General features: G+C 36.3%; 24 protein-coding genes. 21 read left to right on the forward strand and 3 right to left on the reverse strand.

The genetic code is table 11. The features are described from left to right. The first annotated feature begins 130 nt into the window (after positions 1-130). From AAA926_RS06900 to AAA926_RS06925, 6 genes are all read left to right on the forward strand, one after another. The gene (locus AAA926_RS06900) at positions 131-1,732 is read left to right on the forward strand and encodes an ATP-binding cassette domain-containing protein (protein WP_198180022.1); all 1,602 of its coding nucleotides are present in this window, start codon (positions 131-133) and stop codon (positions 1,730-1,732) included. After that, complete coding sequence (locus AAA926_RS06905; protein WP_198180024.1) at positions 1,722-3,299, forward strand: ATP-binding cassette domain-containing protein; 1,578 nt, start codon at positions 1,722-1,724, stop codon at positions 3,297-3,299. Before AAA926_RS06900 ends, AAA926_RS06905 begins: the two co-directional genes overlap by 11 nt. Positions 3,300-3,468: 169 nt before the next feature. After that, on the forward strand, positions 3,469-4,323 hold the full coding sequence (locus tag AAA926_RS06910) for an ABC transporter ATP-binding protein (RefSeq protein ID WP_338212196.1): 855 nt from the start codon (positions 3,469-3,471) through the stop codon (positions 4,321-4,323). Next, positions 4,324-5,169 (forward strand): ABC transporter permease, encoded by an 846-nt coding sequence (locus AAA926_RS06915; protein WP_338212197.1) that lies wholly within the window; start codon positions 4,324-4,326, stop codon positions 5,167-5,169. Between the two features lies 1 nt (position 5,170). Beyond that, complete coding sequence (locus AAA926_RS06920) at positions 5,171-5,623, forward strand: LytTR family DNA-binding domain-containing protein (RefSeq protein WP_034981503.1); 453 nt, start codon at positions 5,171-5,173, stop codon at positions 5,621-5,623. 1 nt (position 5,624) lies between these two features. Continuing rightward, positions 5,625-6,014 (forward strand): DUF3021 family protein, encoded by a 390-nt coding sequence (locus AAA926_RS06925; protein WP_338212198.1) that lies wholly within the window; start codon positions 5,625-5,627, stop codon positions 6,012-6,014. 122 nt (positions 6,015-6,136) lie between these two features. Here the strand turns inward: AAA926_RS06925 and vprA are convergent, their stop codons facing one another. After that, positions 6,137-7,591 (reverse strand): vinyl phenol reductase, encoded by a 1,455-nt coding sequence (gene vprA, locus AAA926_RS06930; RefSeq protein WP_338212199.1) that lies wholly within the window; start codon positions 7,589-7,591, stop codon positions 6,137-6,139. 111 nt (positions 7,592-7,702) lie between these two features. On the opposite strand from vprA, the gene AAA926_RS06935 reads away from it, so the two are divergent. After that, entirely contained in the window at positions 7,703-8,617 is a 915-nt protein-coding gene (locus tag AAA926_RS06935; protein ID WP_338212200.1) for a LysR family transcriptional regulator, read from the forward strand. Between the two features lie 27 nt (positions 8,618-8,644). On the opposite strand, the gene AAA926_RS06940 is transcribed toward AAA926_RS06935, so the two are convergent. Beyond that, on the reverse strand, positions 8,645-9,952 hold the full coding sequence (locus tag AAA926_RS06940) for an APC family permease (RefSeq protein WP_338212201.1): 1,308 nt from the start codon (positions 9,950-9,952) through the stop codon (positions 8,645-8,647). A 386-nt stretch (positions 9,953-10,338) separates the two neighbouring features. On the opposite strand from AAA926_RS06940, the gene rbsK reads away from it, so the two are divergent. The 11 genes from rbsK to alr all read left to right on the forward strand — a co-directional run bounded on the left by rbsK (position 10,339) and on the right by alr (position 20,521). Beyond that, positions 10,339-11,253 (forward strand): ribokinase, encoded by a 915-nt coding sequence (rbsK, locus tag AAA926_RS06945; protein WP_338212202.1) that lies wholly within the window; start codon positions 10,339-10,341, stop codon positions 11,251-11,253. A 151-nt stretch (positions 11,254-11,404) separates the two neighbouring features. After that, positions 11,405-12,313 (forward strand): L-lactate dehydrogenase, encoded by a 909-nt coding sequence (locus AAA926_RS06950; protein ID WP_338212203.1) that lies wholly within the window; start codon positions 11,405-11,407, stop codon positions 12,311-12,313. Positions 12,314-12,681: 368 nt separating this feature from the next. Continuing rightward, positions 12,682-13,341 (forward strand): amino acid ABC transporter permease, encoded by a 660-nt coding sequence (locus AAA926_RS06955; RefSeq protein WP_338212204.1) that lies wholly within the window; start codon positions 12,682-12,684, stop codon positions 13,339-13,341. Then, positions 13,322-13,999, forward strand: coding sequence for an amino acid ABC transporter permease (locus AAA926_RS06960; protein WP_338212205.1), 678 nt, complete (start codon positions 13,322-13,324; stop codon positions 13,997-13,999). Before AAA926_RS06955 ends, AAA926_RS06960 begins: the two co-directional genes overlap by 20 nt. Positions 14,000-14,004: 5 nt before the next feature. Next, positions 14,005-14,745 (forward strand): amino acid ABC transporter ATP-binding protein, encoded by a 741-nt coding sequence (locus AAA926_RS06965; protein ID WP_338212206.1) that lies wholly within the window; start codon positions 14,005-14,007, stop codon positions 14,743-14,745. A gap of 10 nt (positions 14,746-14,755) precedes the next feature. Then, positions 14,756-15,601 carry a transporter substrate-binding domain-containing protein gene (locus tag AAA926_RS06970; RefSeq protein WP_265893186.1) on the forward strand — a complete coding sequence of 282 codons (846 nt, stop codon included), beginning with the start codon at positions 14,756-14,758 and terminating at the stop codon, positions 15,599-15,601. A gap of 115 nt (positions 15,602-15,716) precedes the next feature. Then, the gene (locus tag AAA926_RS06975; protein ID WP_034981446.1) at positions 15,717-15,965 is read left to right on the forward strand and encodes a type B 50S ribosomal protein L31; all 249 of its coding nucleotides are present in this window, start codon (positions 15,717-15,719) and stop codon (positions 15,963-15,965) included. Positions 15,966-16,097: 132 nt separating this feature from the next. Then, entirely contained in the window at positions 16,098-17,465 is a 1,368-nt protein-coding gene (locus AAA926_RS06980; protein ID WP_338212207.1) for a UDP-N-acetylmuramoyl-tripeptide--D-alanyl-D-alanine ligase, read from the forward strand. Positions 17,466-17,475: 10 nt separating this feature from the next. Beyond that, positions 17,476-18,960 (forward strand): degradosome RNA helicase CshA, encoded by a 1,485-nt coding sequence (cshA, locus tag AAA926_RS06985; protein ID WP_338212208.1) that lies wholly within the window; start codon positions 17,476-17,478, stop codon positions 18,958-18,960. A gap of 77 nt (positions 18,961-19,037) precedes the next feature. After that, complete coding sequence (gene acpS / locus AAA926_RS06990) at positions 19,038-19,391, forward strand: holo-ACP synthase (RefSeq protein ID WP_338212209.1); 354 nt, start codon at positions 19,038-19,040, stop codon at positions 19,389-19,391. Between the two features lie 2 nt (positions 19,392-19,393). After that, entirely contained in the window at positions 19,394-20,521 is a 1,128-nt protein-coding gene (alr, locus tag AAA926_RS06995; protein ID WP_338212210.1) for an alanine racemase, read from the forward strand. 57 nt (positions 20,522-20,578) lie between these two features. Here the strand turns inward: alr and cbpA are convergent, their stop codons facing one another. Further along, positions 20,579-21,292, reverse strand: coding sequence for a cyclic di-AMP binding protein CbpA (gene cbpA / locus AAA926_RS07000; protein ID WP_338212211.1), 714 nt, complete (start codon positions 21,290-21,292; stop codon positions 20,579-20,581). A gap of 222 nt (positions 21,293-21,514) precedes the next feature. On the opposite strand from cbpA, the gene pth reads away from it, so the two are divergent. The 3 genes from pth to AAA926_RS07015 are packed head-to-tail and all read left to right on the forward strand — an operon-like array spanning position 21,515 to position 25,831. Continuing rightward, positions 21,515-22,081, forward strand: a complete 567-nt coding sequence (gene pth / locus AAA926_RS07005) for an aminoacyl-tRNA hydrolase (protein WP_265893192.1) — start codon at positions 21,515-21,517, stop codon at positions 22,079-22,081. Positions 22,082-22,083: 2 nt separating this feature from the next. Continuing rightward, the gene (gene mfd / locus AAA926_RS07010; protein ID WP_338212212.1) at positions 22,084-25,578 is read left to right on the forward strand and encodes a transcription-repair coupling factor; all 3,495 of its coding nucleotides are present in this window, start codon (positions 22,084-22,086) and stop codon (positions 25,576-25,578) included. A 10-nt stretch (positions 25,579-25,588) separates the two neighbouring features. Then, entirely contained in the window at positions 25,589-25,831 is a 243-nt protein-coding gene (locus AAA926_RS07015) for an RNA-binding S4 domain-containing protein (protein ID WP_338212213.1), read from the forward strand. The last annotated feature ends 44 nt before the right edge of the window (positions 25,832-25,875 follow it).

Genomic DNA, 25,875 nt, shown 5'->3' on the forward strand with positions numbered 1-25,875 from the left:
CATTGGAATTAGTTTTTATTTATAACCAGCGATTATATTTTGTTTGCTAATTTGACACCCTTGCTCATTCATTTTATTATTAGATAAATTTAATAAAATTGATTTAGCATTAAATGAAAGACGCAAGCATATGACATTAAGGGGACTGATTGGCTCTAATAAACAACGAGCAATTTTTATTATTTTACTTTATTTTATTTTCGCTGTTACCGGCTCACTTGACCAATATTTTTTTCAATTTGCAGTTAATGGATTAAGTGTCGGCAATTTGCCAGTTTACATTCGCTGGCAATTAATTGAATTTATCCCAGTAGTTTGTGGTGTATTTATTCTGCCTTTAGCGACTTACCTTTTTAACGCTCAGATTCAGGAATATCTTGATCAATTAAGAGGGCAAATGGTAGACCATTTTTATACTGAAAACGATGCGACTGTGGCGCAAATGCAGAACTATCTGCAAAGCAATCTCGATACTTTGACCAGCGATTTTGCTCTGCCGTGGGTTAATGTTCTTAGCAATTTATTCATTATCTTGCTTTCTGCTGGCGTCCTTTTTAGCTTAAATTGGTCTTTTGTTTTACTAACTGCAACTTTTGTTCTAATAGATTTAAGCTTACCCAAAATAATGGCGCGCATGACTTCAGAGGCAAGTAGAAAAGTGATGCAAAATACTAGCGCTTTTTTTACTGGTATCGGTGAATGGATCAATGGCTTAAATGAACTGCGGCGGTATCATGCATGGACGATCCTAAATAAAGAATTGAGCAGCTACGCTGAGAAGTTAGAAAAATCTAAAGTCAATCAAACCAATAAAAACTGTGCTTCTAATACAATTAATGGAATTGGCAATACCTTAGGGCAAATGTCGATCGCCTTTTTAGCGGGCATCCTGTTTTTAACTGGGCAAATAAAAATTGGGGCGGCATTAGCTTCGACTTCTTTTGCTTTCGGTATTTTTTCAGCTGTGTCCTCTATTACAAGTGCTGCGGTCAAGATTAAATCCACTAAAAATATCAATCAAACTACTGCTAGTCTGATTTCTAACACTAAAACCAAACCGAATAGGTCATCTGCTCAAATTGCCCAAATTGAAATTAAAAATTTGGCGCTTAAATATCCTAATGGTCCAATAATTAAATATCCCGATTTTGTGGTCAATAAGGGTGAAAAAGTTTTGCTTGCAGGCGACAGTGGAACTGGCAAGTCAACACTCTTTCAAGCTCTTTTGGGTAAGATCAAGCCCTATCAAGGGCAAATTATTTTCAGAAATAAAGCAGGGCAAGCTTTTCAACCAAATTTAAAACGTATCAGTTACATTGCTCAAGATCCGCAATTATTTCCAGGAACAATTGCGGAAAATATCGTGATGTTTCATCGACAATTGTTGGATCAAGTGCCTAATTTAATTAATAAAGTGCAATTGCAGAGCGATATTGCAAGGTTTCCCCAAGGAACTGATACCCAAGTTGATTTGGATAAAAACAATTTATCTGGTGGTCAAAGGCAAAAGATTATCCTAGCCAGATCAGAAGTTTTCGCTGATGAAATTATTTTGCTGGATGAAGCGACAAGTGCCATTGATAGTAAAGCAACTATGCAAATTATTGCTGACCTGACTCACACTAACAAGACCGTGATCATGATTGCTCATAATCTTAATTCTGAGGTTAAAAATATGTTTGATAAAACGATTCGGTTAGCAAGCCAGAAGGAGAGAAACGATGACTTTTAAAAACTTTTTTCATTCCAATCGAATTCGTTTCATATTCATTGTGCTTTTTAGTTTCTTACAACCCTTTGTTTTAATCGGGGCATCTTACTTAAATATGTGGGAATTTACCGCCTTGCGCCAGCATGACGGTCAAGTGTGGCTGTTAATCATCATTTTTACTACATTAGCTTATCTCTCATCGTATGCTTTTGACTGGGGTTCCGAATATTTACTGACACGACAAGTTCAAGAATTTAATCACAACTTAAGAAGCAAAATAGTGAGTCACATCTATTATGATCGTAAGAATCATCAAACTTCGCAAGTTAAAAACCGCCTGACCAATGATCTTAATACGGTTAATGATCAGTCTTTTAACTTAATTCCGGTCATTTGCAATTTTCTGGGCTATGTTATTTTCTCCGTAATTGCCCTGCTAACGATGCACTGGAGTTTGTTGCTGCTCATCTTAATTTCGGTAGCAGTTTCCATCGTTTTACCTAAAATAATTGAAAAGCCGTTGCAAAGAGCAACGGAAAAGGTTTCTCATCAAAATAGACAGTATTTGGATCTAATTGAAAAATGGTTGAGCGGTATTGCTGAATTAGAGCGTTATCTTGCCGGTGATAAATTATCTAGTGTGATGCATAAGGGCGCGCAGGATTTAGAAAAAGCCAACCTCAAACAGACACAAGAACAACAAGTTCTGTCCATTATTACCAACGGTGTTGCGCAAATTATGATCCTGATTTTGTTCGTCTGGACAGGTATTTTAATTAAAAGCGGTCTGGTCACGTTTGGTGCGATTGCAGTTATCGGTAATTTTAGTCATTATATTTCGCTGGCAATCGAATACTTGCCATTCTATTTTGGCTTAATTAAGGGCAGTAAAACTTTAAGAAATAAAGTTACAGCAGCGACTTTGTCAGTAAAAACTGATGGGCAAAACTTAGTGGCACCTTTTGCTTTTAGTACAAAAGATTTGGCAATTAGTTTTCCTAATGGTGAAACTCTAAAGTTCCCTGATATCACTGTCAATTATGGCGAAAAAATTTTGCTATCAGGTGACAGCGGTGCAGGCAAGTCAACTTTATTTAAGCTGCTTTTAGGGATTTTGCTACCGAGTTCGGGAAAAATAGTGTTTAAGGATCAAGAGGGAAAAGTGATTAAACCTGATTTGGCTAAAATTGGCTACATTGCACAAGATCCTGTTTTATTTCCCAGCACCATTAAAAACAATATTACGATGTTTGACCCTCAGTTAAACCAGCTAGCTGAACCCGCTGCAGTTACCGTTGGGTTAAAACCAGATCTGGCTCAATTTGCTCAGGGTATAGAAACCAAAGTAAATTTGCAAAAACTGAATGTTTCAGGTGGCCAAAGGCAAAAAATTATTTTGGCGCGCGCGCAGATACATGACAGTAAGATTCTGTTAATTGATGAAGGCACAAGTGCAATTGATCAGGAGGGAACCAGAGCAATCTTGCAAGAACTCCTTAAAATGCCGAGTACTGTCATTTTTATCGCGCATAATTTCGATGAAAAACTGCAAAGTTTATTTGACCGCGAGATTCATTTAAGTAAATAAGTTAATTTTGAACACTAAAGGCGTTGACCAAAATTTGATCAACACCTTTTTTATTTTTGTGTCTTAATTTTATCTTTTTGTGATTACTATTTTGTCTCTTATTGTAATAGGCGCTACAAATTTGATTTGAACTAGTATGCTTAATTCAAATTAAGGAAGAGGTGTCGCTATGTTAATTGAAACACAAGGGTTAACTAAAAAATTTGGTAATAAAATTGCCGTTAATAAAGCTGATATTCAAATAAAGCAGGGACAATTAGTGGCGTATTTAGGTACGAATGGTGCAGGCAAGTCAACCACAATAAATATGTTAACAGGACTATTAAAACCAACTTCAGGTATCATTTCAAAAGCCTCAAATCTTAAAATTGGAGTAGTTTTTCAAAATAGCGTTTTAGATAATGTTTTAACAGTCAAGGATAACCTTTATTTAAGGGCACAGATGTATCGTAAATTTTCTAATGAGTGGCTTGAACACCTAATTGATTTGATCGGCATCAAAGAATTTTTAAATCAAAAATTTAGCACTTTATCAGGTGGTCAAAAAAGAAAGGTAGACATAGCTCGAGCATTGATTTGTAATCCGGATTTGCTTTTTTTAGATGAACCAACTACAGGACTTGATATCCAAACAAGAAATGCTATTTGGAAATTATTGACTAAACTGCAGCAGCAACAAAACCTTACTATTTTTTTGACAACTCATTATTTAGAGGAGGCAGAAAATGCTGACCAAATGTATATTTTGGAAAACGGTAAAATTCTTGCCAGTGGCTCTGCAGCTGAAATTAAGACGGAATTTGCCCCTAATAAATTGATTCTTACTGTTAAGGAAACCAAAATTTTACAGATTAAACAAAAAGTTATTCGACTCAGTCAAAATCAAGTTGCGATTGACATATTATCCCCTCAAGAAGCAATTGAAATTTTAAAAAACAATCAAGAAAATATTATCGATTTTTCATATCGCAAAGGAACAATCAATGATGCCTTCCTTCAGATTACCGGAAAGGAGATACATTAAATGTTTGCATTATTTCGTAGAAATTTGAAAATTTATTTCTCTAACATTCCTGCTGTATTCATGTCATGCTTGGGTGCACTGATTTCTTTTTTTATCTATATTGGCTTTTTGCAAAATAATTTAAGAAGTAATTGGCAGCAATTGCCTCATGTGACTAAGATATTGGATTTATGGATGATAGCGGGTATAGTTGCGGTTTCTGGTATTACTACGGCTTTTCAAGCCTTAGGTCAACAAGTAAGTGACCGCGAAAGTCGAGCTGACGCTGATTTTGAATTAACAGGCATATCAGGCTTTGCAGAAAATTTTGCTTACATTTTATCAGGAACAACAGTCAGCTTTTTTATGCAAATCATCACCTTTATCGTAATGGCAATATACTTTTCATTAGTTGATCATATTACGATTCCTCAATCAGCTTATTTACCCGGACTTTTGTATATCTTGGTAGGTGCAATTGCAGCTACATTATTAGATGAAATAATCGTGCTTTTCATGCATTCCAGTACTACTTTTAGCAGACTTTCCGCTGTTTTAGGAGCTGCTGCTGGTTTTGCTGTAGCGACCTATTTGCCATATGGGATATTAGTCTCCCAAGCACAAAGTTTGGTAAAATTAGTACCAAGTAGTTATGAAGCAGCTGCTTTAAGATATTTTTTACTTAAGCAGACACTGGCCACTTTTCCTGCTAATGTAAAACTGCATTTAACAAATTATTTAGGAATACAATTTAAGATGAATAATTGGCGGCTAAATAACATGCTCGTTTTACTATTAATGATTGCAATACTAATTTTAGTAATTGGTTTGCTTTCTTTTATCACTGATAGGAGGAGCAATAAGTAAAGTGAAAATTGAATTTAAAACGGATTCTGATTTAAATGAACAGGAAATCGAAGTTGAAATTAAAGCAGCTCAAAAAAGTGAAGCAGTTAATGATTTAGTTAATTATTTGCACAAATTTGGTGAAAAAAGATATGATCTTTTACCAGTTAAAGTGGAAGACAGAATAGTAACTATTAAACGAACAGAAATTATCAAAGTAGAAATCCAGACAACAGATATTACGTTTTATACTACTAAAAACATGATAAAAACAACTGGTAGATTATATCAGGTACTAGAAAAACTGGGTGACGGGTTTATCCAGGTTTCAAAACATGGCATTATCAATATTAATTTTCTGGAATCGATAGAAGTAGGTTTTGCAGGAAATATGATCGCACTTTTAAAAAATAATCTAAAAGCTGATGTTTCCAGATTGTATTTGCCAGCATTAAAAAGAGAGTTGGGTCTTTAAAATGAGAAAATTAAGTAATTTCATTAACTATTTCTTTACCGGTGTGGGCTTTGGTGCGGCTACTTATTTGATAATATTGACTTTTGCTTCTCCTGATGTTCCTACTCGTTTAGGTGTTATTTCCGTTTTTATTATTTCTGGATTAATAGGAATTTTATCAATGATTTTTGCAATGGATGTGCCGCCTGCTATTGCTTTTAGCGTTCATATTATAGGAACATTTTTATTAGTGTTGTTAATGTCCTGGATAAATAAGTGGCCGATTAATTTTTGGCTGATTGGCGTATTTATATTAGCTTATATTGTTATTTGGCTGATCGTTATTTTATCACAGGTGCAGACTGTAAAAGAAATAAATTCTAGTATTAAAAAAAGAAATGCGAAAAAATAAATAACTTTGAAATATATAAAAGCCAGAATTTTTAACTAATAAACTGCTTTTAGCATGATTATAATATAAAATGGTATACAAAAAGCGGGTCACATCAATATGACTCGTTTTTTATATTTTAATTATCCTTTTATTTGCTGATAAATAACATCAGCAACATGTTTACCAGAATAAAAGACAAATCCTGCCTCAGTACCTGGCATGTTAGGTCCATAGGTATCACCAATCAACATTCCAGCAGCATCGTTTCCTGCTGCGTATAAACCTGAAATTGGTTTGCCACTTTGATCTATAACATTGTGTTCAGTATTTGTCTTTAATCCTCCCATTGTGCAAAAAGCTCCAATTCCAAGTTCTATAGCATAAAAAGGACCATTTTCAATTGGAATCATGAAATCCGCTTTTTTACCAAAATCAACATCTTCGCCACTATGAGCAAGCTGATTGTAACGGTCAACAGTTTTTTCTAGGTTAGTTAAATTGACTTTATTTGCTAATTCATTTATTGAATCAGCTTTTGTAAGATAAGTTGCACCTTCTGCAAATGCCTTTTGCATCTCTTCTTTGAGATGAGGCAGTTTAGTATCATGGTAATCCCAAGTGCCCATTGGCTTGTATAACTTATCATTTGCCAAATGATCTATCGTACTTTGATCCAAAACTGTAAATACTTTACCTTGAGTAAATAAAGCATTTCCTGCCAACGCGAAATTGTCTACAACTTCTTCGTTAACAAAGCGATCGCCATTCTCGTTTACCCAAAGTAATGATTGCTGATCAGCAGCGCCATTAAGTTCGGAATAGCGGTAAACATAACCCGGCTTAGTATGGTCTTTTAAATAACCGCCAAAAAGCATTGCTGTACCCATTGCATATTTTTGTGCTCCTACTTTCCAGGCAAGTTGTAAACCATCGCCAGTATTTTTTTCAGAATTTACTGGGATAAGCTGATCGACATCATAATGAGTTTCATTCTTGATTAGTTCCTTGTTATTTAGGTATCCACCTGTTGCTAAAACAACAGCCTTAGTATTAATAGTTTTAGTAGAGTGATCTGCTAAACTTTCAATATTCACACTTTCAACCTGTCCGTTATTGCTCAAATTGACTTTGGTTACTTCAGTTGATGTAATGACATCTGTTCCTTGCTTTTTAGCTTTTGGTTCCAAAACATCATGAATTACCGACTTACCTAAGCCCTTGAATAAGTGCCATGTCCTGTAACCACTACCTAAGGGAGCAACATCTAAATATTCGACACCCAAATCTTTTAGCCATTTTATTATTCCAGCTGAAGCATCGATATACTCTTTCCAAACTTGCGTATCAGCGCGGTAATGAGAGTAATTAAGCTCTTCAGATAGGACATCTTCTTTTGTTAGTTTTACGTTATGCTGCTTTTGCAAGTATGAATCTACTGCAAAAGCACCTTCAATGTATTCTCCACTACCTCCAGTATTTCTGCCTTTTTCAACTACTAAAACTGACAAACCGTTGTGGCTTGCTTCATATGCAGCTGTAAAACCAGCTGCACCACCACCGACAATAATTACATCATATTTATCTTTAACTTCCATTTTTATCCTCCTAAACTTTACATAAAAATTATAATCGCTTACATCAAAGTGGTGTTATAGTTAATTTAGACGTGAGTAGAACACAAATGTACAGGTGAAAGGTTAGGTAAAATGGACAGTGAACAATTAAAAGTATTTTTGGCAGTTGTCCAACAGGGCAGTTTTGGCAGAGTAGCAGAGGAACGTTACGTTACTCAAAGAGCAGTTTCACGGCAGATTTCCCGATTGGAAAACGAAATTGGAGTAAAATTATTTACCCGTACTACTAATAGTATTCTTCTCACAGCAGCAGGAAAGTACTTTGCTGGTAGGGCACAGGAATATCTTAATAATTTCGATTCAACAATTTCTGAGTTGCAAAATATTTCAAATTCGGACGAATGCACTCTTTATCTGAGTTATTTCTCCATTTTTGATGCTTATATAATGGAAAAAGAAATTATCAATTATAAAAGAAAAAAACTTCTACCTGAAATTCGATTTATTACGGTAGAAGAAAGTGTTGAACATATTCTTGCTGATCTTGTCTTAAATAAACTTGATTGTGCTTACATCAATCATTATGGTTCATATAACATTCCTCAAGCTTCTCTTTATGAATTCTTACCGGTTTACTCAAATGAGATGGTTTTAGGCATAAGCAAAGAAAACAGCTTAAGTAAAAAGAAATATATTGATGAAAAGGACTTAGAAGGTAGAACTTTATTTTATTACAGCAATGAAAATTCAGATTTTATGCGAAAGACTTTCACAGCAACTTTGCATAAAAGCGAAACTAAATATGAAATTAAAAGGGTATCATCAATTGAACAATTAATGACGAGTACAGCTTTAAATCAAGGAATAGCGTATATACCAAAAGGATTAATTGATCATATAATGCAACCTGATTCAGAAATAGTTTATCGTCGTTTTCATTCACAAAAACAAAATCAGAATTATTCTATGCAAATGATTTACTTAAAAAACAATCATTCTCAAGCACTTAAAAGCTTTGTTAACTCAGTAAGAGAGTTCCAAGTATAAGTGCTTACACGCAATATAACTATGCTTTTAAGTTCGATTTCTCTTTTGTACATAAATATAAACTGGCCAGCCGCTAAGAGTCAGTAAAATGCCTATAAGCGACAAAAGTGGTTGGGTTAGGGTAGTGGTAACAACAATAAATAAAGCACCACAAATGGCTAGAATCGGTGGAATGGGATACCAGGGAGTTTTGTACGGTCGTAAAAGATCTGGTTGCCTTTTGCGTAAGATAAGGACACCTAAAAATAATAAAATCGAAAAAATCCAGGAAACGTAAACCAGCATGTTGGTCAATGAATCAAATGTACCAGAAAAAATCATAATGGTTGCAATGACGCATTCAAAAATCATGCTATTGGTAGGTACAATAGTTTTGGAATTTAATTTGCTGAAAAAGCTTGCAGCTGGCAATTTCTTTTCTTTGCCTAAAACGTAAGGCATTCTGGATCCTAAAAGAAGGTGGCCGTTAATCGCACCAAACACTGAAACTAAAATTCCGGTAGCAACCAAAGTGCCTCCCACACTGCCAAATAATTTTTTGGCGGTAAGTAGAGCTGTTGTCTGATTACCTACAACTTTTGACCACGGAATAACTCTAACATAACTCCAGTTAAGAAGCGTGTATATGATCGTTACTCCAAAAAGTCCCCAAATAATAGCTTTGGCTAAAGTTTTTGCGGGATTTTTGATTTCACTAGCTAAATTACCGATACTTAACCAGCCATCATAAGCAAAAAGCACAGCTAAAAGAGCTTGTCCGAAGGCCATTGCTCCTGAAGCAGATGTTATTTTAGGCGCTGGGGCACCTGCCAGCTGATTAGGCCCACTAAAAAACAAAGCAAAGATTATAATTGCAGCAATCGGCAAGAGCTTAATAACCAAAGTTATTTTTTGTACCTGACCACTCAATTTTGACCCGATCCAATTGATTAAAAGTATCGCCAGCATCACGATTAAAGCGATCACTGTAGTAGATAAGTTTTTAAAATGTGGTATTTCTTTTAGTTGGGTCGCGAACACGATTGAAAGTGCAGCGATATTTGCCGGATAATAGACAATTATTAATGACCAGCCAAACAGAAAAGCAACTTTGGGACCGTATATTTCTTCCAGATATCTGACAGGTCCACCATCTTTGGGATATATTGATGCCAATTCAGCTATGCTTAATCCTGCCATTAGAGTAATTAAGCCGGCAAAGGGCCACACTATGATACTTAGCCAGGCATTATGAGTTAAAGCCGAAATGTTAGCAATTTTGAAAAAAGCCCCGCCACCAATCATGGTGCCCATGACAGTTGCTAAAGCAGCGAAAAAGTTAAGTTGTCTCTTCATATTTTTACCTTACTTAAATTGAATGATAAAAGTAATTATATGCTTTGGTAGACAAAATTAAAAGATGATGATTTGAAAATTAAAAAATCTTTTCTGAAAGCTTTACGCAGTTTTTGCCAATTTCGACTTTAAGCAGGCAAAAGAAGCGGGCAAGGAAACCGATGTAATTGTGATCATTTTAAATAATAAGAATATTGAATTTGATCAAACTAGTATGAGTCAGGTTAATTCACAAACAGAGATTAAATCTTTGCCTAAATAATATTTTAGGGGATATACATAAATAAAATTAATAACACATTTGAGGGTAATTTCAAATGTGTTATTATTTTTGGTAGAAATAAATTATTTGAAAATTATGCTAATTAAGAGGTTTTAGAGTTTAAATGAATAAAGTTACAGTTATTGGCAGTATTAATTTAGATACTAATTTACGCGTCAAACAAATGCCCAGACCAGGTGAAACTGTTCATGCTTCCGGACACTATTCAGCTGCAGGCGGTAAAGGAGCAAATCAGGCGGTTGCTGCGGCAAGGTCAGGATGTGAAGTTAGCTTTATTGGTGGTGTAGGTGACGATGCGCCGGGAAAAGAAATGCTGAGCTTACTTAAGAGTGAAGGCATTAATACCCAAGGTATTATCACAGCTAAAAAAGAATCAACTGGACAAGCTTTTATCACAGTAGATGATAGTGGTCAGAATTCTATTACTATTTATGCTGGTGCTAATTATGCCTTTGGCCCGGCTGAAGTTGAGCAGAATCAGGATTTGATTAAAAGTTCTGACTTCCTTATTGCACAATTTGAGACTCCACTTGCTGCAACAGTAAAAGGGTTCGAAATTGCTCATGATGCCGGTGTAAAAACAATTTTAAATCCAGCTCCTGGAATGGCTAAAATCCCTGCTGATTTGTTAAAACTTACTGATATCATTACTCCAAACGAAACAGAAGCTGAAACGATCACTGGAATTAAGGTGACTGATGAAAAAACTGCGCAAGTGGCTGCTGCCAAGCTACATGATCAGGGCGTAAAAACAGTTATTATTACAATCGGTGCTAAAGGCGCATTTTACGACTATCAAAATCAAAGAGAACCTGTTCCGGCTTTTAAGGTCAAGGCTGTTGATACTACAGCAGCTGGAGATACTTTTATTGGTGCAATGACAAGTTTATTGCAGCCAGATTTTTCTAACTTAAGAGATGCGGTTCTTTTTGCTAATAAAGCTTCGTCACTTACTGTGCAAAAATACGGTGCTCAACCCGCTATTCCTTACGTAAAAGATATTAAAGTTGATGAATAACGACTAGATTTTGAATTTAATTTCAGAAATTAAGATTACTTTATTTGGTATAGCGAAAACGCCTTTTTTAACTCTATCTTTAGTATAATAAAAGAGTAATTGAGAGTTTGCTGAGTTATTTCAACAGTTTTAAAAAGAAAGGCACTTAATTATGACAACAAAAATAGGTATTATTGGAGACGGTCATGTTGGTTGTACCGTCGCTCATGAATTGATTATTTCAGGTTTAGTCGATGATTTAGTAATGATCGATGTTAATGAGGGCAAAGTTAACGCTGATGCAATTGACTTTGAAGATGCAATGGCCAACCTGCCATACCATACCAACATCATTGTTAATGATTATAATGCACTAAAAGACGCTGACATTGTGATTAGTACTTTAGGAAAAATATCATTAGAAACAAAGGGTGACCGTTTCCAAGAACTTGAATATAATAAAAAACAGTTAAGCCCGATAACTGAATCTATCAAAAATAGCGGCTTTAACGGTATTCTGATTGTTATTTCTAACCCAGTAGATGCAATAACCAGTCTTTACCAGCAACTAACTGGTTTGCCCAAAGAACAAGTTTTGGGCACTGGTACTTTACTTGATACAGCAAGAATGAAAAAAGTTGTTGCTAAAAAGTTTAATGTTGATCCTCGTTCTGTGAGCGGTTTTGCATTGGGTGAGCATGGTGATACTCAGTTTACAGCCTGGTCAACAGTAAAAGTATTTGAACAGCCATTAACTGAATTGGCTAAAAATGAATCATGGCAGCCCAGTGATTTAGAAGATGAAATCAGATTTGGTGGTCAAAATGTCTTTATGGGCAAGCATTACACTAATTATGGGGTCTCGGCTGCTGCTGTGAGAATTGTGCGGGCCATTTTAACGGATTCACGGACAGAATTGCCTGTATCAAGTTACCAAGAAAAGTACGGTACTTACATGTCTTATCCTGCAATTGTTGGCCGAAAAGGTATAGTTCACAAAATTAATTTACAACTAACTTCTAATGAAGAAAAATTGTTGGAAAAATCTGCTGAGGCAATCAAAGAAAAATCACAGGCTTAAAAAGATCAAAATAGATAGACCAAACGCGCTAAACAAGCGCGTTTTTTATTAGCCAAAAGATAGAAAATGAGAGTAATATTAAGCAAAGTCATTGACAAAAAGTAAGTAAAAGCATAGCATAAGAAACACTGATAGTTGTTTTAGAAAGAAGTGCAGTTAATGAGACAAAGGCAAAGAATTGAAACGAAATGTATTTCATTAAATTATTTGCAAAATAATTGTTTTTGTTAGTATTCGCGCTCCAATTTAAAACAATAAGTATTTAGGACCTGCGAATAAAGTATTTGCAGGTCTTTTGTTTTGTTAGAACTACTGTGACAAATAAGCAGACTTACGAGTCCATTTAAGTACTGCAGGGGAGGTTAAAAATGAGCTGGCAAATTATTAATCAAAGTTTGCCTATTTTTGCAAAAGCTTTTCAGTTGACTATCTGGTTGTCTGCTGTTGGAATAATTCTTTCTATTGTAGTGGGAATTTTCTGCAGTTTAATCCAATATTTCAAAGTACCAATTTTGAGTCAACTAATAACAGCTTATGTAGAGTTAGCAAGAAATACACCTTTATTAATTCAATTGTTTTTCCTATACTATGCTTTTCCAGTTATTGGACTAAAAATGTCAGCTCAAACATGCGGAATCATTGGTCTGGTATTTCTTGGTGGAGCATATATGGCTGAAGGCTTTACAGGTGGTTTTGCCGGGGTTAGTTCAACCCAGATTGATGATGGTAAAGCTTTAGGGATGAACAATTTGCAATTAGCCCATTATGTCGTCTTTCCGCAAGGCTTTGCGCTAAGTATGCCTGCTTTAACAGCAAACATTATATTCCTGATTAAAGAGACTTCTATTTTTTCAGTAATTGCTATTCCTGAATTAACCAATACAGCTCTGGACCTAATTGGAATGTATTACCGGACAAATGAGTATTTGCTAATTTTGGTGATTGCCTACGCAATTATTTTAATTCCGGTTATTGTACTGTTAACTTATTTAGAAAGGAAGGTACGCTATGGCACATTCGGCGATTAATGTTTTCTTTGCCGGCAACAACTTTAGCAGAATTTTACAAGGCTTGTGGACTTCTGTTTGGATTGCAGGCGTTAGTCTGGTTATTGGTCTTGTTTTAGGTACATTCCTTGGTGTATTGCGCACTTTACCCAATAAAATAATTCGATTTATTTTGCGGCTATATCTGGAATTCTTCAGGATAGTTCCCACCATTGTACTATTATTTTTGTTCTACTATATTTTACCGCGCAGTTTTCACATCAGTTGGCCTGCCAGTTGGATGGCAGTTTTAGCCTTTGCCCTATGGGTTGCTGCTGAGTTTAGTGATATCGTTCGTGGAGCAATAGAATCAGTTCCTATTGCTCAAAAAGAATCAGGTTTAGCCTTGGGCTTGAGCAAAGTGCAACTTTTTCGCTACGTTTTATTGCCCCAAGCCGTGCAGCTTGAGTTACCGGCAACTATTAATCTGGCTACAAGAGTAATTAAAACTACCTCTTTATTAATGATGATCAGTATTATGGATGTCATCGCGATTGGACAACAGATTATTGAAGCTAATAACCAAAAATATCCGACAGCTGTTTTTTGGATTTACGGTCTGATTTTCTTTTTATATTTCGTAATAGATTATCCATTATCAGTATGGTCTAAACGGCTAGCAGCAAAGCAGGACAGGTGAGATAAATGACAAAAGAAGTTTTACGCGTTGAACATCTAAACAAGTTTTATGGTGATTGGCAAGCCTTACATGATATTAGCTTTACCCTTCATCAAGGTGAAGTGCTGACATTATTAGGTCCCTCCGGTTCTGGTAAAAGTACTTTAATTAGATGCTTAAACGGCTTGGAAGATTTTAAAAGTGGCTCACTTTACTTTAAAGGACAAAAGATTAAGACTGATGCTAAAAATTGGCAGGTTTTACGCCAAAAAATCGGCATGGTTTTTCAAAGTTATGATTTATTCCCTAACTTTACGGTTCTTGAAAATGTTTTACTGGCTCCGGTAAAAGTACAAAAAAGATCAGAAGAAGAAGTCAAAAAAGAGGCTCTGCAACTGTTAAAACGAGTAGGATTGGAAAAATACGTTGATTCTTATCCTCGTGAATTGTCTGGTGGGCAAAAACAAAGAATTGCTATCGTCAGAGCGTTGGCAATGCATCCCGAAGTAATGCTTTTTGATGAGGTTACCGCTTCTCTTGATCCAGAAATGGTTCGAGGCGTTTTACAGATTATGACTGATTTATCACGTGTTAATCATATGACAATGATTATCGTAACCCACGAAATGAACTTTGCACGCCAAATAGCAGATCAGGTTTTATTTCTAGAAGAGGGGAAAATTTTGGAAAATACACCTGGTAAAAAATTTTTTGAACATCCCCAAACAGATCGTGCTCGTGATTTCTTGACTAGTATGGACTTTTAAGGAGTAAATAATGAAGAAAAATAAAAGCAGAAATATTATTATTGGTGTTTTAGTAGTTTTAATTATTGCGGTTGCCGCATTTTTTGGTATCAAGTCATCAAAAAATAATAGCAGTAATGCCAATGAAAGCAGCGTGACTACGATTAAAAAGCGGGGCGTTTTACGGGTTGCCGTATTTGGCGATTTACCTCCTTACGGCTGGGTTGATGATCATGGCAATCGCTTAGGCTACGATGTGCGTCTTGCCCGGCAAATGGCTAAGGATATGGGTGTCAAAGTAAAATTTACCCAGGTTAATGCCAATAATCGCGTAGATACTCTTAATTCAAATAAAGCTGATATCGTTTTAGCTAACTTTACAGAAACACCTGAGCGTAAACAAGTTGTTGACTTTGCTAAGCCATACATGAAGGTATCGGTTGGAGTTATTTCTCCTAAGAATGCACCAATTACAAGCGCTTCTCAGCTAAAGGGTAAAAATTTGATTGTTAACAAGGGCACAACAGCAGAAAATTATTTTACTAAAAAGGGTGGCAGTGATTTACTCAAGTTTGACTCTAAAACGCAGCAATTCAACGCTTTTAAAAATAAGCGTGCTGCCGCTTTAGCAGATGATAATTCATATCTTTATGCTTGGGTAAAGAAGAATCCTAGTTACACTGTTGGAATTAAAAATATCGGACCTAATCAATTCATTTCTCCTGCAGTCAAAAAAGGTAATAAGTCTCTTTTAAATTGGACGAATAAAGAAATTACTAAGTTAGCAAATAAAAAATTCTTTACTGATGATTACAATAAGGAACTAAAACCATACTTTGGCAAAGAAGTTAAGCCGAGCGACATTGTTTTAAATTGATGCAGCTGCTATAATAAATAAGTCTTGAATTTTATTATCAAAAATGATAAGGTATTAAACGTTAATCGATTAATCTATGACTTGAAATAGGAGTCATGGCAAAGGAGTAATAAATATGAAACAAGATATTCATCCAGATTACCAACAGGTAGTCTTTATGGATTCAGCAACTGGTGCTAAATTTGTTGCTGGTTCAACATTAAAGCCAAAAGAAACAGTGGATTATGAAGGTAAAACTTACCCACTAGTTCGTGTTGAAATCACTTCAGATTCTCACCCATTTTACACTGGCAAGCAAAAGTTTGCTCAGGCCGATGGTCGAATCGAAAAGTTCAACAAGAAGTATGGCATGAACAACAAGTAATATCTTCAATCTGGTGGAAGGCAGTCCCATTGGGGCTGCTTTTTTATGTAAAGCATAATTGTTATACTACTTAAATAAGGAGTATAATTAATACTTTAGCAAAAAAACTCTTTTCGGCTAGGAGATAAAAAGATGAAAATGCAACTGGCAGAAATAGCCAAAGCAATAAATTCAAAGTGTGAAGGCAATGATCAGACCGTTATTACTTCTGTTGCCTTTGATTCTAGAAAAATCGCCGCTGGCGGCTTATTTGTACCGCTAAAGGGCGATAGAGACGGTCATGATTTTATCAATAGTGCAATTAGCAATGGGGCAAGTGCTACATTGTGGCAAAAGGGCCATACTAATAAACCTGATAGTATTGCAGTTTTAGAAGTTGATGATCCGTTAACTAGCATGCAGGAACTGGCACAATACTACTTAAATAAGGTTAACCCCACTGTTGTTGGTATTACTGGATCAAATGGTAAAACCACTACTAAAGATATGACGGCAGCTGTTTTAGCCAAGAGATTTAATGTTCATAAAACTGATGCCAACTTTAATAATGAAATTGGCGTCCCCATGACTATTTTAGACATGAAACCAAATACAGAAATTTTGGTTTTAGAAATGGGTATGGATCATGCTGGACAGCTGCACCAATTAAGTGAATTGACCCATCCGGACGTTACAGTTATCACGATGATTGGTGAAGCTCACATTGAATTTTTAGGTTCACGTGCAGGAATTGCCGATGCTAAAATGGAAATTACCGACTTTTTACGTGAAGATGGCGAACTAATATATAATGGTGATGAACCACTTCTGCGTGAAAGAGCAGCTAAAATATCACAAAATAAAGTTACTTTTGGTTTTGCCAAAAATGATACAGTCTATGCAACGGGCTATCGCAGCTACAAACATCATGCTACTTTTACGATTAATAACTCTGATCATAAATTTACTATTCCCATGATTGGCAAGCACAATGTTTCTAACGCACTTTCGGCCCTTTGCGTTGGCAGACATTTTGGTGAAAGTGATGAAGAAATAGCTAGTGCTTTGGAAAAATTTACTCCCACTGCTGATAGGATGGAATGGGAAAAAGGCGATGTTGGAGAAGACATTATGAGTGATGTTTATAATTCCAATCCGACAGCTGTACGTGCTGTAATAACCAGTTTTGGTCAAATTCAGGTACCTGCAGGTAGTCGCAGAATCGCTGTTCTGGGTGATATGTTAGAATTAGGGCACAGGTCAGCTGATCTTCATGCTGGTCTAGCAGATTGTCTTGATCCCCAAGTGATTAATGAAGTTTATTTATATGGTACAGAAATGGCGCATTTGGCGAATGCGCTGAAGGAAAGTTATCAGCCTAAAAACTTGCATTATTACCCACAAGATCAGATGCAACGATTGATTGCAGATTTAAAAAATGATATTAAGCCGAACGACATTGTTGTTTTGAAAGGCTCCCACGGGATGCACCTAGAAAAAGTAGTAGAACGGCTTAGATAAGGAGAATTTAGTGAAATTTTCAGAATTAGGATTAAAAGATGAGCTTTTAAAAGCGATTAAGCGTTCAGGCTTTGAAGAAGCAACGCCGATTCAGGAGCAAACAATTCCTCTAGCTTTAGCGGGCAAGGATGTAATTGGACAGGCTCAAACCGGTACTGGTAAGACTGCAGCGTTTGCACTTCCTATCTTACAAAATTTAGACAAACATAATAAGGTCATTCAAGCATTGATTATTGAACCGACTCGTGAATTGGCTATTCAAACTCAGGAGGAACTTTTCAGGCTGGGGCGTGACGAGCATGCTCGGGTGCAAGTTGTATACGGCGGTGCTGACATTGGTCGGCAGATTCGTTCCCTTAAGAACCATGTGCCTGCAATTTTAGTAGGTACACCAGGACGGTTGCTTGATCATTTAAAACGTAAAACGATTGATTTGGAAAATGTTAATACCATTGTTTTAGATGAAGCTGATGAAATGTTAGACATGGGTTTCATCCAAGACATTGAAAGTATTTTAAGTTATGTTAAAAACCGTAAACAAACTTTATTATTTAGTGCCACAATGCCTAAGCCAATTTTGAACATTAGTGAAAAGTTCATGAATAACCCAGAAATTGTCCGCATTAAGACTAAAGAATTAACTGCCGACCTGATCGACCAGTACTTTGTGCGGGCAAAGGATTCAGAAAAATTCGATATTATGTGCCGTTTGATTGATGTTGAAAGTCCTGATTTAGCAGTGGTTTTTGTCAGAACGAAACGACGCGTTGATGAAGTTACCAGAGGTTTGCAGGCACGAGGATATAATGCCGCAGGAATTCATGGCGATCTCTCTCAGGCGCGCAGACTTACTGTGTTAAAGAGATTTCGCGCTGGCAAGTTAGATATTTTAGTGGCAACAGATGTTGCTGCACGTGGTCTGGATATTTCCGGTGTAACACATGTATACAATTATGATATTCCTCAGGACCCTGATTCTTATGTTCACCGCATTGGTCGTACAGGGCGTGCTGGTCAAAATGGAAGTTCTATCACTTTTGTTACGCCAAATGAAATTGGCTATATGAGGACTATTGAGCAGTTAACCAAGAAAAAGATGACGCCTCTGCGGCCACCTTCTGATGATCAAGCCTTACGCGGTCAATTGAAGGTCGCTAAGTCCAAGATTGAAGACATTATGAAAGAGGACTTATCCAAATATACCGATGATGCCAACGAATTATTAGAGAATTATTCTGCTGTTGATTTGGTATCTGCCTTTTTGAAGAACTTGTCTAAGGACTCTTCAAATGTTGAAGTCAAAATCAGTTCGGAAAAGCCTTTGCCATATAAGGGCAATGGCCGTGGAGGTCGTGGTCGTTATAGCCGCGGAAGGAACAGTCGTGGTTATCGTGGTGACCATAACCGTAGCCGTGGCCGTGGCAATTATCGCGGAGGACATTCTCGCCGCTCAGGTAATGGAAAAAGTTTTGTTATCAAAAACAAAAAAGATTAATGTTTTTACTAAAAAAGAGCTGTGGTAATTTACAACTCTTTTTTTATATAATATTTTAATATTACGAGGAAAAGAAAATGATTGTTGGAGTCGGTATTGATGCCGTTGAAGTTGAACGTGTAGAAAAAATTATTGCTAAAGGGGATAATTTTGCTCGTAAAGTATTAACTCCCAAAGAATTCGAGCAGTACCAAAAACTCTCAGGTAGACGTAAAGCGGAATATTTAGGTGGTCGCTTTTCTATCAAGGAATCCTTTGTCAAAGCTATCGGAACAGGCTTTGGCAAAGGTGTTGGTTTGCAGGATGTAGAAACGTTGTGGGATGAATTAGGGCACCCCGTCACGACATCGACTAAATTTAACGGTAAGATTTTTCCCAGTATCACTCATGATAGACATGAAATAGTTACATTAATTGTTTTGGAGAAATAAAAATGGTTCCTGGAATTCATAGACCTGCAGCGGTATATGTTGATTTAGCTGCAATCAGACAGAATATCAAAGAAGAAATTAAGCATTTAAAACCTGAACAAAAGTTGTTTGCTGTAGTTAAAGCAAATGCATACGGCCATGGGGCAGTACGAGTTGCTCAAGAAGCAGTTAAAGTCGGTGTCAGCGGCTTTTGCGTTGCTATTTTAGATGAAGCGTTAGAACTAAGACAAGCTGGGATAGTCCAGCCCATTTTAGTTTTGGGCGTGACTCCTGAAAAATATGCTTCGCTAGCTGCTGTCAATGGTATTTCTTTGGCAGTTCCTAATTTAAAATGGCTGCAAGAAGCTGAACCAGAACTAAGTCAGAACCATCTGCAATTAAAAATTCACTTAGCGGTGGATTCTGGCATGGGACGCATTGGCTTTAGCGAAGATGAAGAATTTCTTGCTGCAAACAATTTTTTGTTGAATAATCCGAATTTTAACGTTGAAGGAATGTTTACCCATTTTGCTTCTGCGGACAGCAATGATGATTCCTACTTTCTGAGTCAAGTTGATCGCTTCGAACATTTTAAAAAACTATTGAAATTAAAGCCAAGATGGATTCATGTTGATAATACTGCCGCCAGTCTTTTTAATAAAAAAGTTCATAGTGATTTAGTCCGTTTTGGTATTGGCATTTATGGCTTAAACCCGTCATCAAATCCGGCAAGCCCGGATTTAAAAACCGCAATCAAGTTGAAACCAGCAATGTCTTTTGTAAGTGAATTAGTGCAAGTTCATACCATTCATAAGGGTCAGGGTGTAGGTTATGGTTCAACGTATATTGCTGAGCAAGATGAGGATATCGGGACGGTACCAGTTGGTTATGCGGATGGCTTCATTCGTAAGTTTCAGGGCTTTAAAATTAAGGTGGGGACTGAATATTGTCCTATCGTTGGTCGCGTTTGCATGGATCAATTGATGGTGCAATTGCCTTATGAAATGCCTGTAGGAACAAAAGTAGTTTTGATTTCAAATGATCCAGATGCACCAAACAGTATCAAAAAAGCAGCAGATTATGTTGATAGCATTCATTATGAAGTTGCGTGTTTACTGGATGATCGCTTGCCGCGAAAATACTATAATTAATTACAGAGACAAGCAAAAAAGCACATCAAGGTGATGTGCTTTTTATAATGATGAGGTTTAATTTTGATCTTCTTGATTGATATAAACACCAGGATTTTCATCGCTCATCAGTGTCATTCCAGCTTGAAGATCCTCAATTTCAGCAACTACATAACTTTTACGTTCAAGCCGTCTAACAATTTCTTTTAAGGTATCTTCAGTAAGTCCTGCCGGTAATGTAAACAAGATACGTCTCACAGCATTGTCCGTTTCTGTTTCACCGGCTGTAGATGCATCCAAACTCATCACACCTGCTATTGCACAAAATTTACTGATAATTTTGGTCATTTTAGCCAAATTACCACGAGAATTATCAGTTAGCACTGTAAGTACATACGATCCTGTCTTCACATTCCAAGCGTCTGATAACATGTCAAGCAGTCTTGAGTGGGTTAAAATACCATAAAATTTATTTTCTTCATCTAAAACTGAAATATAAGGTAAGTCTTTGATTGTGAAGAAAACTTTAAAAAATGGTGAATTAACCTTGATGGTTTTAGTAGCATTTTTTAATAAATACGTAACTGGCAGGCTCATGTCCTTACCCTGGGATTTATGGCGGTAAATGTGCATTTTATAAATATTACCGCGGAAAATAGTGCCGGTATCATCTAAAATCGGTACACATCTAAACCCGGAATCTTCCAGAATTTTTAATGCTTCTTCAAGCGTAGCGTGTTCGTTAACTGTAGTTAAGTAATCTTTTTTAATAACTAAAGATTTGATAAGCATGAAACTGCCTCCGTTGTAAAAATAATCCCAACAATTATATCATAAACAAATCAGGGATTAAATAAATATGAAAGGAAAATAACTATTCAAAATGATTTTAGCACTTGCAGTACAATTTAAAAAGCTAAATTAGCTAATGAAATCAAAGTGTAATAGTCTTTGCAAAAATTAAATCAGTCGATTGTGCTATTATTATTACGATAAAAAATAAGGGGAAATTTGATGAAAATTATAGCAGGTCTGGGCAATCCAGGCAAAAAATATGATGGAACAAAACATAATACTGGCTTTATGGCTTTAGATTATTATTTAAGAAAAAATAGCCTAACACTTGAAAGAGAAAAGTTTGAAGGAAAGTATACCAAACAGAAGATTGCTGGTGTTGATGTCATCCTGCTTGAACCTCAAACATTCATGAATGATTCTGGAAGGTCAGTTGCGCAATTTGCCCGCTTTTTCAAAGTAGATCCACAGGATATTTTGATTATTCATGATGACATGGATATGCCTTTAGGGAAAATCCGCATCCGTGCAAATGGCAAATCTGGGGGTCATAATGGTATTAAAAGTATTATACGTGATTTGGGTACTAACGACTTCAACAGGCTGAAAATTGGTATTAGGCATCCTGATAATGTCACAGAAGCAAGCGTTGTTTCCTGGGTTTTATCACAATTTAATACTGAACAAAAAAAGTTGATGGATGAAGCTTTTACGACGGCTAGTGAAGTCATAACTGACTTTATTGCTGGAAAAAGCTCGCAGTATTTAATGAATAAATATAATTAAAAATGCTTTTAACAAATATTATCGAAAAAGATCATGATCTGATAAATTTTATTTCCAACGTCAGCAATGTAAAAAATTCATTAATCACCGGAGCAAATGCCGGTGCTTTTGACTTGCTCTTATGTCAAATAGTAAAGACTTTAAATAAGCCGCTAATTTTGCTGGAGGAAAACGAAAATAAAGCACAAAAAATTTACAGTGAATTAAATGCTATTATGCCAGAAGATAGTGTGCAAATTTTTCCGGTAGACGCATCAATTGCAACTCAAACTGCTGTTACTTCACCTGATGAATTAAGCAGTCGCATTCAAGCACTTAATTTTTTACTAAGTCAAAAACCGGGCATTATCGTTGCTACACCACAGGGACTGCAATATAAGCTGTCTGCTCCCAAAAAATATAAGGCAGCAAGACGCAAATTCGCTCCAGAAGATGAATATGACCTGGCTGAACTGACCAGCTGGCTTGTGCAGGTAGGATTTCGCCGTGAAAATCTGGTCGCTAAACCGGGAGAGTTTGCGTTAAGAGGAGACATTTTAGACGTTTATCCTCTTGATCGCGAAAATCCAGTTAGAATTGAATTTTTTGGCGACGAAATTGACACTATTAAGGAATTTGATTTAGCTAGTCAACGTAGTCAAAAACAAATTGACCAATTAGTTGTAACTGCCGCCCAAGATCGAGTTTTTTCTGCTAATAATTTTAAACAAGCAGCACAAAAGATAAGAAAAGCAATAGCAGATTCTCCTGCACCTGAAAAAGATGTTAAGAATCATTTTGCAGAATCCCTAGATGATTTGGAGAATGGGTCTTTACCGCAAAACTATGCTTTTTTGACAGACTTTTTAATAGCTGAACCTAAAAATTTATTAGATTATTTGTCAGACTCAGGCATAGTAATGCTGGATGACTGGCCTTTAATCGAGCAGTCTGTTAAGTCTGTCGATGAACAAAATGCAGGTTTCATTGACGATGAATTGAAAACAGGAGCAATGATTCCGGGACAAGAATTGCGCAGTGATTTTCATAAAAATTGGTCACAAGACAAACATAATCATATCTATTTTTCGTTATTTCAGCGCAGTATCGGCCGTATAAAACTAGGACAGTTATTTGATTGGCAGACTAGAGAGCCTCAGCAATTTTTCAGTCAAATGCCTTTGATCAAGTCTGAAATAAATTCATATCAGAAAAAAAGGCAGACAGTAATTTTACAAGCCGATAACAACAAAAGGGCCAAACAAATCAGTCAAACAATGGCTGAGTTCGGCATGGATGTCCCCGTTGTACAGTCAAACGACTTAATGGAAAAGCAAACTCAAATTTGCGTTGGCGGTTTTGCCAGCGGCTTTAGTTTGCCTAATAATAACTTAGTTTATTTAACTGAGCGAGAACTTTTTAATAAGGTAACTCACCATAGTCGACGAGTCAAAACTATGGAGAATGCTCAAAGATTAAGGAGTTACACTGAACTAAAGCCAGGAGATTACGTTGTTCATGTTAATCACGGAATTGGACGTTTTGAAGGAATAAAAACCTTAGAAAATAATGGTGTAAAAAGAGATTATATTACCATTACTTACCAGCATGGTGATCAGTTATTTGTTCCGGCAGATCAGCTGAAACTGGTGCAAAAGTATGTTTCTTCAGAGGGCAAGAGGCCACACGTCAATAAACTTGGCGGTAGTGAGTGGGCCAAGACCAAGAGCCGAGTGCAATCTAAAGTTGAAGATATAGCCGATGACTTAATTGATTTGTATGCAAAAAGAGAATCTGAAAAGGGGTTTGCTTTTTCTAAAGACGATGACCTGCAGCGACAATTTGAAGATGCTTTTCCTTATGTTGAAACGCCTGATCAGCTGCGCTCAATTAAAGAAATTAAACACGATATGGAGCAGGAAAAACCGATGGATCGTTTGCTTGTGGGGGATGTAGGTTTTGGTAAAACTGAAGTAGCTTTAAGAGCAGCATTTAAGGCAATAGAAGATAACAAGCAAGTGGCTTTTTTAGTACCTACAACAATCTTGGCGCAACAGCATTATGAAACGATTCAGGACCGGTTTAAAAATTTTCCCGTCAATTATGCTGTTCTCTCTCGTTTTCAAACCCCTGCTGAAGCTAAAAAGATAACGGAAGGCTTAAAAGAAGGCAAGATTGACTTAGTGGTAGGAACGCACCGTTTGCTTTCAAAAGATGTAAAATTCAAAGACTTAGGCTTGCTCATTGTTGACGAAGAACAAAGATTTGGCGTGAAGCACAAAGAAAGGCTAAAAGAACTGAAAGCAAATATTGATGTTTTAACCTTGACTGCAACGCCAATTCCACGGACTCTGCACATGTCGATGATTGGCGTGAGAGACTTGTCAGTCATGGAAACTCCACCATCCAATCGTTATCCTATTCAAACCTACGTGATGGAACAGATACCGAGCGTGGTAAAAGAAGCTTGTATGAGGGAAATTGCGCGCGGTGGTCAAGTCTTTTACCTGCATAACCATATCGGTGACATCGATGACGTAGTAACAGAATTAGAGAATCTAATGCCGAGTGCTAGAATTGTTAGTGTCCACGGCCGTATGAGCAAAAATCAAATGGAAGATATTTTGTATCGGTTTTTAAACAGGGAATTTGATATTTTAGTTACTACAACAATCATTGAAACTGGTATTGATATGCCTAATGTCAATACTATGTTGATTGAAAATGCAGATCATTATGGCTTAAGTCAGTTGTATCAATTGCGTGGCAGAATCGGACGCAGTGCTCGTTTAGCATATGCTTATTTTTTATACCAGCCTAATAAAGTTTTAACTGAGGTCGGTGAAAAAAGGTTGGATGCTATTCGCGATTTTACTGAACTGGGTTCTGGCTTTAAAATTGCTATGCGAGACTTATCAATCCGTGGAGCTGGCAATATGTTGGGAGCACAGCAGCATGGCTTTATTGATAGTGTTGGTTATGATTTATATTCTCAAATGCTGTCTGATGCAATTAAAAACCGTAAAAGTAAAAAGAAAGTTAAAAAAAGTAATGCTGAAATCAATTTAGGGCTTGAAGCATATATTCCTGATGACTACATTAGCGACCAGGAGGAAAAAATAGAGTTTTATAAAAAGATCAAAACGGCTGGTACTGCTGATATCGAACAAATTCAAGATGAATTAATTGATCGTTTTGGCAATTATCCTGAGCCTGTAGAAAATCTGCTAGCTGTTTCACAGCTAAAAGCTGAAGCAGATTTTGCTCAAGCACGCAACATTACTAAAGTTAATGATCATGAGGTAAAAGTTGAATTTGCTAAAGAAGCATCTAGTGAGTTGCAGGGACCAAATATTTTTAAAGCTCTAGAACATGTATCATATAAGGCTAAAATCAGCCTCTCTCCAGCAAAAAGACTAGTTGTATTGTTGGAATTGCCCGAAAATATCCATCACCGGCAATTATTTGCTAATTTAGTAACATTTATGTCAGCAGTCAGTGATATCATACAAAAATAAGGAGAATGAAATGAGAATTGATAAATTTTTAAAAGTTTCAAGATTAGTTAAAAGGCGTCCAATAGCTAAAGAAATGGCAGATCAGGGTCGAATCAAGGTAAATGACCATGTAGTAAAATCCAGCTATGATGTCAAAATTGGAGATACTATTGAAGTTGGGTATGGCTCAAAGGAAGTCAAAGCAAAAGTCTGCGCTATTAAAGAAACTACGAAAAAAGCCGAAGCAAGTGAATTATACGAATTGCTAAATTAGTTTTTATCTTTAATGACATTTATAAGTGGTCTTGTTATAATTAA

The sequence above is a fragment of the Lactobacillus juensis genome, from assembly GCF_036246285.1.
Taxonomy (GTDB): Bacteria; Bacillota; Bacilli; order Lactobacillales; family Lactobacillaceae; genus Lactobacillus; species Lactobacillus juensis.